At 66.2% G+C, this 9,520-nt stretch carries 12 protein-coding genes and 1 tRNA gene; 5 read left to right on the top strand and 8 right to left on the bottom strand.

Annotated features, from left to right (window positions below; translation table 11 throughout):
* Positions 1-60 precede the first annotated feature (60 nt).
* Both H8S47_RS18275 and ykgO read right to left on the bottom strand, forming a co-directional pair.
* The gene (locus tag H8S47_RS18275) at positions 61-687 is read right to left on the bottom strand and encodes an HAD-IA family hydrolase (protein WP_235983046.1); all 627 of its coding nucleotides are present in this window, start codon (positions 685-687) and stop codon (positions 61-63) included.
* Between the two features lie 9 nt (positions 688-696).
* Complete coding sequence (gene ykgO, locus H8S47_RS18270; protein ID WP_003046794.1) at positions 697-822, bottom strand: type B 50S ribosomal protein L36; 126 nt, start codon at positions 820-822, stop codon at positions 697-699.
* Positions 823-994: 172 nt separating this feature from the next.
* On the opposite strand from ykgO, the gene H8S47_RS18265 reads away from it, so the two are divergent.
* The 5 genes from H8S47_RS18265 to H8S47_RS18245 all read left to right on the top strand — a co-directional run bounded on the left by H8S47_RS18265 (position 995) and on the right by H8S47_RS18245 (position 5,314).
* A complete protein-coding gene (locus tag H8S47_RS18265; protein WP_187505200.1) occupies positions 995-1,609 on the top strand; it encodes a DUF4136 domain-containing protein in 615 nt (204 codons plus the stop codon).
* Positions 1,606-2,754: a M14 family metallopeptidase gene (locus tag H8S47_RS18260; RefSeq protein WP_187505199.1), complete on the top strand. Its 1,149-nt coding sequence runs from the start codon at positions 1,606-1,608 to the stop codon at positions 2,752-2,754. The genes H8S47_RS18265 and H8S47_RS18260 overlap by 4 nt, the downstream gene beginning before the upstream one ends.
* 102 nt (positions 2,755-2,856) lie before the next feature.
* The gene (gene gpmA / locus H8S47_RS18255; protein ID WP_187505198.1) at positions 2,857-3,543 is read left to right on the top strand and encodes a 2,3-diphosphoglycerate-dependent phosphoglycerate mutase; all 687 of its coding nucleotides are present in this window, start codon (positions 2,857-2,859) and stop codon (positions 3,541-3,543) included.
* 221 nt (positions 3,544-3,764) lie between these two features.
* Positions 3,765-4,235 (top strand): 5-(carboxyamino)imidazole ribonucleotide mutase, encoded by a 471-nt coding sequence (gene purE, locus H8S47_RS18250; protein ID WP_187505201.1) that lies wholly within the window; start codon positions 3,765-3,767, stop codon positions 4,233-4,235.
* 11 nt (positions 4,236-4,246) lie between these two features.
* Positions 4,247-5,314 (top strand): 5-(carboxyamino)imidazole ribonucleotide synthase, encoded by a 1,068-nt coding sequence (locus tag H8S47_RS18245; protein WP_187505197.1) that lies wholly within the window; start codon positions 4,247-4,249, stop codon positions 5,312-5,314.
* A 183-nt stretch (positions 5,315-5,497) separates the two neighbouring features.
* Here H8S47_RS18245 and H8S47_RS18240 read toward each other — a convergent pair.
* From H8S47_RS18240 to H8S47_RS18215, 6 genes are all read right to left on the bottom strand, one after another.
* Positions 5,498-5,573: transfer RNA gene (locus H8S47_RS18240), tRNA-Phe, on the bottom strand.
* Between the two features lie 53 nt (positions 5,574-5,626).
* Entirely contained in the window at positions 5,627-5,800 is a 174-nt protein-coding gene (locus tag H8S47_RS18235; RefSeq protein WP_187505196.1) for a DNA gyrase inhibitor YacG, read from the bottom strand.
* Entirely contained in the window at positions 5,800-6,696 is an 897-nt protein-coding gene (locus H8S47_RS18230; protein ID WP_235983047.1) for a ribonuclease, read from the bottom strand. Before H8S47_RS18230 ends, H8S47_RS18235 begins: the two co-directional genes overlap by 1 nt.
* A gap of 52 nt (positions 6,697-6,748) precedes the next feature.
* A complete protein-coding gene (locus H8S47_RS18225; protein WP_187505194.1) occupies positions 6,749-7,315 on the bottom strand; it encodes a Maf family protein in 567 nt (188 codons plus the stop codon).
* Positions 7,316-7,360: 45 nt separating this feature from the next.
* On the bottom strand, positions 7,361-7,579 hold the full coding sequence (infA, locus tag H8S47_RS18220) for a translation initiation factor IF-1 (RefSeq protein WP_031441079.1): 219 nt from the start codon (positions 7,577-7,579) through the stop codon (positions 7,361-7,363).
* A 304-nt stretch (positions 7,580-7,883) separates the two neighbouring features.
* Positions 7,884-9,368, bottom strand: a complete 1,485-nt coding sequence (locus H8S47_RS18215) for a site-specific DNA-methyltransferase (protein WP_187505193.1) — start codon at positions 9,366-9,368, stop codon at positions 7,884-7,886.
* Between the last annotated feature and the right edge of the window lie 152 nt (positions 9,369-9,520).

The following is a 9,520-nucleotide window of genomic DNA, read 5'->3' as shown; positions in this document are numbered from 1 at the left end:
TCGCGCAGACTGGGTCCCCGCCTTCGCGGGGAAACAAACTTTGACGAAGGCGGCGGTAGGTCAGGCCGCGATCGGGAGCCCCAGCTCGACCAACCGCGCACGAAAATCCGCCGCGTCCGTGAACAGCACCGATTCAATCCCTAACGCCTGCGCCGCCGCCACGTTCGCCGCATTGTCGTCGACGAACACCGCGTCCTCCGCCGCCAACCCGAATCGCTTCAGCGCCAGCCGATAGATCGCCGGATCCGGCTTCACCATCTTCTCCTCGCCCGACACGACGACGTCGCGGAACCGGTCGAACAGCGCGGCTTCACGCGCGCGGAAGGGTGGCCAGAACTCGTGGCTGAAGTTCGTGATCGCGAACAGCGGCACGCCGGCCGAATCGAGCTCTTCGACGATCTCGTGCATGCCCGCGATTCGCGCACCGATGCTCTCGTTGAATCGCGGCCCCCAGGCGGCGATCAGCGCGGCATGCTGGGGATACAGCGCGGCCAGCTCCGCCGAGGTGTCGGCGAAGTCACGGCCAGCGTCGTGCTGGAAGTGCCAGTCGATCGTCACGACATCGCGCAGGAACGCGTCGAGCGCCCGATCGTCGTCGATCAGGCGCTCGTACAGGATCCGCGGATCCCAGTCGTAAAGGACGCGACCGACGTCGAAAATGACGGCGGTCTTCCCCCTCTTCAGCAAGATAGGAGGTTAGCCCTGGCGTGCCTTGAAGCGACGGTTGGTCTTGTTGATGACGTAGGTACGGCCACGACGACGGATCACGCGGTTATCGCGGTGACGATCCTTGAGCGACTTCAGGGAATTGCGGATCTTCATGATCGATTCGCTTCTTTTCAAATCTAGGTGTGCGGAAAGACGGGATCGCCTAATGGCGGGGTGTGTCCAAGTCAAGCAACGGACACGCTCCTACCCGAAGAGGGCCTCCCATCCGGGAACCCACTCGGCTGGTCGGAGCGTTACTATAGCGCAACATTCTAAGGAAGTCCCGATGGCGGTACGTTCGATCCTGGTCCTGGCGCTGGCAGGCGCATCCCTCACCGCGTGCGCGACCGGCCCGTCGCTGCCTCCGACCGAGGTGCTGCGCTATCACCTCGGCGAACCGATCGACCGCGGGACGATCGCGGTCCAGCCGCTGACCTCCGGCGGCCCGGCCAGTATCGAGTTCAAGACCTATGCCGCCGCCGTGCAGGGCCAGTTGCTCCAGGCCGGGTACAGCGTCCCGGCACCCGGCGCGAAGCCGCTGCTCGTCGCGACTGTTGCCTTCACCCGCACCACGCAGGCTGGCCCACCCAAGCGCTCGCCGATCAGCATCGGTCTGGGCGGCGGCGGCTTCAGCGGCGGTCGTGGCGGTGGCGGCGTCGGTCTCGGCGGCGGGGTCGGCTTCCCGATCGGCGGCGGCGGGAGCACCGCGATCCTCGTGTCCGAGCTGTCGGTGACGATCAAGCGCACCGCCGATCAGTCGCCCGTCTGGGAAGGTCGCGCGCAGTCGTTCGCCGACGCCCGCAAGGAGGACGCACGCACCGATATCCAGGCCACGAAGCTCGCCCGCGCCTTGTTCATGGGGTTCCCCGGCGAGTCCGGTCGCACTATTCAGGTGAAATGAACGCCGAAACATTGAGTCCCGCCGCTACTCCCGTCACCATCAACGCAGCCTTCGATGGCGGCAACATCCGTGTTGTCGCCATCGACGGGGACCGAATCGACCTGGAGATCGTCACGGATCACCAGTCCGACTTCTTCCAGTGGTTCTATTTTCGCGTGGCGGGCGCGGCAGGCCGGACGCTGACCTATCGTATCCTCAACGCGTGCAAGTCGGCCTATCCGTTCGGCTGGCCGGGCTACAAGACGCGCGCCAGCACCGATCGCCAGGCATGGCGGATGATCGAGACGCGCTATGCCGACGGCGTGCTCGAATTCGACTTCACCGCCGATACCGATCTCGCCTGGTTCGCCTATTTCGCGCCGTACACGATGGAGATGCACGAGGCTCTGGTCGCGCGCACAGCGTTGCTGCTGGGCGTCGCGCACCGCGAACTCGGCCAGTCGCTCGACGGGCAGGCGATCGACTGCTTCACCATCGGCAGCGGTCCCAAGCAGGTCTGGATTTACGGGCGCCAGCATCCCGGCGAATCGATGACCGAATGGTGGATGGAAGGCGCGCTGGAGCGGTTGACCGATTCGGCCGATCCGGTCACCGCCGCGCTGCTGGCGAAGGCGACTTTTAACGTCGTCCCGAACATGAACCCGGACGGCACGCGCCGCGGGCATCTGCGCACCAATGCCGTGGGCGTGAACCTCAATCGCGAATGGCATACGCCCACGCTTGAGAAGAGCCCCGAAGTTCTCTGCGTCCGCAACGCGATGGACCAGACCGGCGTCGACGTCGCGATGGACATCCACGGCGACGAGGCGATCCCCGCGAACTTCATCGCCGGGTTCGAGGGCATCGCGTCCTGGACCGACGCGCACGGCGAGAAATTCTACGACTACGGCCGGCGGCTCGCCGCGCACACGCCCGATTTCCAGACCGAGAAGGGCTATCCCAAGTCTGCGCCCGGGTCTGCGAACCTGTCGATGTCGACCAACCAAGTCGCCGAGCGCTTCGGCGCGGTGTCGATGACGCTCGAGATGCCGTTCAAGGATCACGATGCCAACCCCGATCCCGAGTTCGGCTGGTCGCCCGAGCGCTCGAAAACATTGGCGCATGCGATGCTGGAGACGCTCGCCGACATGATCGACGATATCTAGAACAATTTCAATGGGTTGGCTGGAGATTGCGAAGGTCGCCCATGAGACAAAAGATCATGCGTTGGCCTAACCCTGCCTAACCTTCTTTTTACTGGAGCCCGAATGCCGACCCTAGTCCTGATCCGCCACGGCCAGTCCACCTGGAACCTAGAGAATCGCTTCACCGGCTGGTGGGACGTCGACATGACCGCCAAGGGCGAGGCTGAAGCCAAGGCCGCGGGCGAGCTGATGGCCGCCAAGGGCCTCGACTTCGACCAGACCTTCGTCAGCCTCCAAACGCGGGCGATCAAGACGCTCAACATCGCGCTCGAGGCGATGGGTCGCCTCTGGCTCCCGGTCGAGAAGGACTGGCGCCTCAACGAGCGTCACTATGGCGGCCTCACTGGCCTCGACAAGGCCGAGACCGCCGCCAAGCACGGCGATGCGCAGGTCCATATCTGGCGCCGCAGCTTCGACGTCCCGCCCCCCGTTCTGGAGGACGGCAGCGCGTTCGACCTCTCGAAGGACCGGCGTTACGACGGCATCGCGATCCCCAGGACCGAGAGCCTCAAGGACACCATCGCGCGCGTCCTCCCCTACTGGGACGAGCGGATCGCGCCCGCGCTGAAGGACGGCCAGCGAATCCTGATCTCCGCCCACGGCAACTCGCTCCGCGCGCTGGTCAAGCACCTGTCGAACATCCCCGACGACGAGATCACCAGCCTGGAGATCCCGACCGGCCAGCCGATCGTCTACGAACTCGACGCCGACCTGACCGCCACCGACCGCTACTACTTGAGCGAGCGCTGACACCGACGTCTCTTACTTCACCCCTCCCTGAAAGGGAGGGGCCGGGGGTGGGTAGGCCAGTTGGCGGATATCGTGGTCACCAAGCAGCCGACCCACCCCCAACCCCTCCCTTCCAGGGATGGGAGCAGCATACCCACCAAAACATTGCCCAATCCCCCCCGCATCGCTAGGCACGGCGCTCCTTGAATCAGGGGGCGATCGTGGCTCTAGTCGGCATCATCATGGGCAGCACGTCCGATTGGGAGACGATGCGCCACGCCGCCGAGACGCTCGACGCGCTCGACGTCGCCTACGAGACCAAAGTCGTCTCCGCGCACCGCACCCCGCAGCGCCTGTACGACTACGCGACCACCGCCGCCGACCGCGGTCTCAAGGTTGTGATCGCGGGCGCCGGCGGCGCGGCGCACCTCCCCGGCATGGCCGCCTCGATGACGCACCTCCCGGTACTCGGCGTCCCCGTCGAATCGAAGGCGCTGAAGGGCATGGATAGCCTGCTCTCGATCGTCCAGATGCCCGGCGGCATCCCGGTCGGCACGCTCGCGATCGGCAAGCCCGGCGCGATCAATGCCGGCCTGCTCGCCGCCGCGATCCTCGCGACGTCCGACGATGCGCTGGCCGATCGCCTCAAAGCCTGGCGCGCCGCACAGACCGACGCCGTCGCCACCGACCCCCGCTTGAAGACGATAGCCTGAAAGACGCTGACATGACGCCGCTTCCCCCCGGATCGACCATCGGCATCCTCGGCGGTGGCCAGCTCGGTCGCATGCTCGCGACCGCCGCGGCCCAGCTCGGCTATCACACGCACGTCCTCGCGCCCGACCAGGAGAGCGTCGCCGCGCAGTCCGCCTCGACCATGACGCGCGCCGACTACCACAACCGCATCGTCCTCGCCGACTTCGCCGATGCCTGCGACGTGATCACGTACGAGTTCGAGAACATCGCAGTCGAGCCCGTGGAATGGCTCGCAGACCGCGTCCCCGTCCACCCGAGCCCGCGTGCGCTCCGCGTCGCGCAGGAGCGGATCGGCGAGAAACGCTTCGTGGAGAGCGTCGGCGGCCGCCCGGCACCTTGGGGTGCGGTCGACAGCCTCGAAAGCCTGCAGGCGGGCCTGAAGGCGATCGGCACCCCCGCCATCCTCAAGACCGCGCGGTTCGGCTATGACGGTAAGGGCCAGGTCAAGATCGACACGCCCGACGGCGCGCAAGCCGCCTGGGACACGATCGGCGGCCCCGCAGTGCTAGAAGCCTTCGTCCCGTTCGACCACGAGTTCTCGATCCTGATCGCCCGAGGCCTCGACGGCAGCATCGCGCGCTACGATTCACCACTCAACGTCCACCGCGACGCGATCCTCCGCCACTCGACGGTCCCCGCACCCGCCGCAGTCCTGGCGCAGGCCGACGAGGCCGCAGCGCTTGCCGAACGGATCGCAGCCGAACTCGACTATGTCGGCGTGCTGGCCTGCGAGTTCTTCGTCGGCGCCGACGGCCCGGTCTTCAACGAGATGGCGCCGCGCGTCCACAATTCCGGCCATTGGACGATCGAAGGCGCCGAATGCTCGCAATTCGAAAACCACATCCGCGCGATCTGCGGCCTGCCGCTCGGCGCGACGACGCTGACCGGACGTGAAGCGACGATGGAGAACCTGATCGGCGACGATGCCGATCGCTGGGCGGAGCTGCTGGCCGAACCCGGCGCGCACCTGCACCTGTACGGCAAGGGTACCGCGCGGCCGGGGCGGAAAATGGGTCACGTCACCCGCATCCGCCGCTAACGGACCGCGCCGGGGTGCTAGCGCGCCTCCCGTTCGTCCTCAGTAGTCGCCGTAGGCGGCGTATCGAGGCGGCGTATCGAAGGACAGGTTGGCGCGCGGAACCCATGCTTCGATACGCGCTCTCGATACCCTGCTGACGCAGCTACTCGGTCTCTACTCAGCACGAACGGGAGCGGGGAAAAATGGTGCCCGGAGACGGGGTCGAACCGCCGACACTGCGATTTTCAGTCGCATGCTCTACCAACTGAGCTATCCGGGCACGTCCGGTCTGGGACCGGAGAAGCGTCCGACCTTGCGATCGGAAGGGCGCGTTTAGTCGGCGTCTTCAGCGCTGTCCAGCCCCGTTTGCGCAATTGATCGGCCGGGAATGCGATAGCCTTCGCCAAGCCACTGCAACAGGTCGCGGTCGCGGTGGCGGCTCGAGCAGAACGGCTTGTATTCGGGTGCCGCGGGCTGGTCGCAAATCGGGCATTTGACGGTTGTCATCAGGCGCTCTCCAGTTCGTGGACGACGCCCGTGCGGCGCGCGAGTTCCGCCAGCCAGGCAGGACGCGCCATGAGGCGTGCGTGGACGGCCGCGGGCAAGGTATGGCAGCGCGAGGCGGTCGGTGGCGTGCGTTCGAGCGTGCGGAGCGTCGCGCGGGTCGCTGCACCGACCGGATCGCTGCGGAGGATCTCGGGGATCGACGCGCGGGGGCGGGGGCGAACGATCTGCAGGAAGCCGAAGCCGTTCATCGCGGTGCGCTCGAACGGCTGCGGCAAGGATTCGTCGATTGCGGCGGCGACGGCGTTGCGCTGAGCCTTGCCCTGCAACGTCGGGAAATCGATGCCGATCGAGCCGCCGATCCCGTGTCGGCGAAGCGCGCGGGCGACGGCATGCGCGGCGGCAATCGCGAGCGTGTCGAGCGGCGGCGCGCCGTCGACGTCGAACAGCGTCATCGCGGGCGTCGGCGAGAGGCGGAGCGCGCCGAGCGGGAAGACGATCTCGCCGCTGGTCGCTTCGTCGAGGAGTTCGGACCAGCCTGCCGCCTCAAGCGCGTCGGGTTCGTGCGCACAAGGGCTGCGGACGGGCAGGCCGGTCGCCACGAGGCGCTCGTACAGCGTCGGAGCCGGGCAGGGCGGCAGATCGCTGGGAACGGCCTTGGCCAGCTTTGCACGGCCGGCTTCGGGGAGGGCCTGCCGGACGATCTCGACGGTCAGGCTTGCGCCCTGCGTGATGCCCTGGGGGAGGTGGTTGATCAGCACTTCGCCGCCGTCGAGCGTGACGCGACCGCGGCGGCCCGGCAGCAGTTCGACGAGCCGCGCACGTGCGACGAGACCGACCTTCAGTGCCTCGGTGTCGAGTTCGATCGCAGCTTCGATAATCTGATCATCGTCCACCAGAGCCGCGCGCGCTTCGCCGATGCCGGCTTCGTAGAGCCATTCAGGCCCAGGATCAGGCAAGCGCGACGCCCGCGGTCTTCAACAGCGCGCGCGTTTCGAACAGGGGCAGGCCGACGACGCCCGAATGGCTGCCCGACAGGAAGCGGACGAACGCCTCCGCGCGGCCCTGGATCGCGTAGCCGCCGGCCTTGCCGAGGCCTTCGCCGCACGCGAGATAATCGTCGATCTCGGCGGGGGAGAGCGGCTTGAACGCGACGATCGTGTCGGCGATCCGCGTCCGCACCTTGCCGGTCGCGTCGATCACGCAGACTACGGATAGGCAATGGTGGCGGCGGCCCGACAGCTTGCCAAGCAGGTCGCGCTGGATCTCGATCGTGTCGGCGGGGGGCAGGATGCGGCTGCCGAGCGCAATCGTCGTATCGCCGGCGAGGACGATCTCGCCCTCCGCACGCGCGACGGCGCTGGCCTTCTCGACCGCGAGGCGAAGCGCGTAGGCGCGCGGCGGCTCGGCCTTGCGCGGGCTCTCGTTGATGTCAGGGGATTCCACGCGCGACGGCACGACGCCGAGCCGTGCGAGCAGATCGCGGCGGCGGGGCGAGGAAGAGGCCAGGACCAGCATTGGTGCCTCGTTATAGAAGCGGCAGGCGCCTAGGCACCCACGGGCTTATTTGAAGCGGTAGGTGATGCGACCCTTGGTCAGATCGTACGGCGTGAGTTCGCACAGCACCTCGTCGCCGACCAGCACGCGGATGCGGTTCTTGCGCATCTTGCCGGCGGTGTGACCGAGAATCTCGTGGTCGTTTTCGAGCTGAACCCGGAACATCGCGTTGGGGAGGAGTTCCACCACGCGGCCGCGCATCTCGAGCAGTTCTTCCTTGGCCAAATATAATCTCTGAATTGGGGGAATTTCGGGACGAGCGCCCTTACCGCAGGTTCGCGAAAAAGGAAAGCACGGCCGATGCGCGGTCACAGGCGTCATGCCCGTGGCCGTTGATCGAGACGTAGATATCGTCGTCCGACGTGATGGAAACAAGGGCGCAGTGCGCAAGTGTTCCGCCATCCGGACCACCGCCCGTCATGCTGACGAAAGTCAGGATCCAGGATAATTGAGGACAGCCTTTTGTCGCTCTGGATCCTGACTTTCGTCAGGATGACGGGGCGATGGCGATCACGACATTCCGGCGCACTCACAGCAAGTTCGGCTGGTGCGCCGTCGCCTCGCGCGCGGCACGGCGGAAGGCAGCGCGGTCGACGTTGGGAATGCGCGGCCGCTTGCCCTGGAACAGGTCGGCGAGCGTGAGGATCTGGAGCTTGGGAAACGTCTCGTCGACGCCGGCGCGATAGATGCCGACCGCGGCGGCACGGCGTTCCATCTCGCGGGTGGGCTTCGCGTTCATGATCAGGATGCCGATCGGTGCCTTTTCGCGCGCGATCGTCGCGGCAAGCGTCTCGACCATCGCAGTGTCCGGATTGAGCCCGCCCTTCACCGACACGATCGCGCGGTGCGTGACCATCTTGCCCGACACGGGATCATGGTCGTTGAAGTAGATCAGCCCGTCGATCCCGCCGTCCGCGCCCTTCTTCCTGCCACCGAACGGCAGCGCGTCGACCATCGATACCGCCCACCACTGGAACTGGTATTTGTCGCGGAGAGCGAGGTCGCACGCCGAGGCGAGATCCTTCGGCGTTCCCTCGACGGTGAAGGTGACCGCGGGAAACGCGTCCTTCATCCGCTTCTCGATCAGCGAGATGGCGAGATGCGTGACGTCGATCCCGATCCATTGCCGCTTCAGCTTTTCGGCTGCGTGCACCGCGGTGCCGCACCCGCAGAACGGGTCGAGCACGACGTCGCCCTCGTTTGAGGAGGCGGCGATGATGCGTTCGAGCAGGGCCGAAGGCTTCTGCGTCGGATACCCCAGACGCTCCTTGGACGACGCGTTGATGATCGGGATGTCCCACCAGTCGCCGAGCCTGACCCCGTCGGCGAGATAGATGCGATAGGGCTCGGCATTCTTGCGCTTCTGCCAGCGAAACCAGCGTCCATCGTCGTCCTGTCGGTAGTGCGAGTCCTTCTTGCCCGACGTCTCGCCATACGGGATCCGGATGTCGTTGAAGCGACGCTGGTCGGTCTTGCCGTAGAACAGCAGCGTGTCATGCAACCGCTGGAACCGGTTGCTGGCCGCGGTGTAGCGCCGATAGCACCAGATGATCTCGTTCGCGATCTGGCGTTTGCCGAAGATCGCGTCGAGCAGCAGCTTGAGGTAATGGCTCGCGGTCGGATCGCAGTGGAGATACAGGCTGCCGGTCGGCTTCAGCACGCGGTGCAGCTCGAGCAGGCGGACCGCCATCATCGCCAGATACGCCATCATGTCGTTGTCGCCGAGAAACCCGCGCATCGCGTTGAGCAGGTCGAACGCCTTGGTGTTGCCGCTCCGCGCGACCTGGTCGAAGGCGTCCTCGGCGGTGTCGTTCCAGTGCCAGGTGTCCTCGAACGCCTCGATCTGCGCATTCGAGGATTTGCCGTCGGGTTCCTTGAACAGGATGCCGTAATTGGCGTTCGAATTGAACGGCGGATCGAGATAGATCAGGTCGACGCTCTCGTCGGCGATCTCCTTGCGGAGGACGGCGAGGTTGTCGCCGTAGAAGAGGTGGTTTTCAGGACGGTTTCGCATCCGTGGACGATGCGGGGGCGGCGGCGCGCTCGTCCAAGCCAGATGCATCCTACGGCGGGAAATCAGCTCCGTTCCGGAGCTTTCGCGCGGGCACCGCCGGCGACGCGACCGTCGTCCCGATGCCCTTATGGGGGCCGGGCGACCGCTACTGT

It is taken from the genome of Sphingomonas albertensis (assembly GCF_014358075.1).
Classification (GTDB): Bacteria; Pseudomonadota; Alphaproteobacteria; order Sphingomonadales; family Sphingomonadaceae; genus Sphingomonas; species Sphingomonas albertensis.
The sequence above is the reverse complement of the archived record's forward strand: the minus strand, read 5'-3'. Positions and strand labels throughout refer to the sequence as shown.

Bases quoted from the DNA above. Each gene is read 5' to 3' on its own strand.
- ykgO (WP_003046794.1), bottom strand. From the start codon at position 822: ATGAAGATCCGCAATTCCCTGAAGTCGCTCAAGGATCGTCACCGCGAT.
- H8S47_RS18265 (WP_187505200.1), top strand. From the start codon at position 995: ATGGCGGTACGTTCGATCCTGGTCCTGGCGCTGGCAGGCGCATCCCTC.
- H8S47_RS18260 (WP_187505199.1), top strand. From the start codon at position 1,606: ATGAACGCCGAAACATTGAGTCCCGCCGCTACTCCCGTCACCATCAAC.
- gpmA (WP_187505198.1), top strand. From the start codon at position 2,857: ATGCCGACCCTAGTCCTGATCCGCCACGGCCAGTCCACCTGGAACCTA.
- purE (WP_187505201.1), top strand. From the start codon at position 3,765: ATGGGCAGCACGTCCGATTGGGAGACGATGCGCCACGCCGCCGAGACG.
- H8S47_RS18245 (WP_187505197.1), top strand. From the start codon at position 4,247: ATGACGCCGCTTCCCCCCGGATCGACCATCGGCATCCTCGGCGGTGGC.
- H8S47_RS18235 (WP_187505196.1), bottom strand. From the start codon at position 5,800: ATGACAACCGTCAAATGCCCGATTTGCGACCAGCCCGCGGCACCCGAA.
- H8S47_RS18225 (WP_187505194.1), bottom strand. From the start codon at position 7,315: ATGCTGGTCCTGGCCTCTTCCTCGCCCCGCCGCCGCGATCTGCTCGCA.
- H8S47_RS18215 (WP_187505193.1), bottom strand. From the start codon at position 9,368: ATGCGAAACCGTCCTGAAAACCACCTCTTCTACGGCGACAACCTCGCC.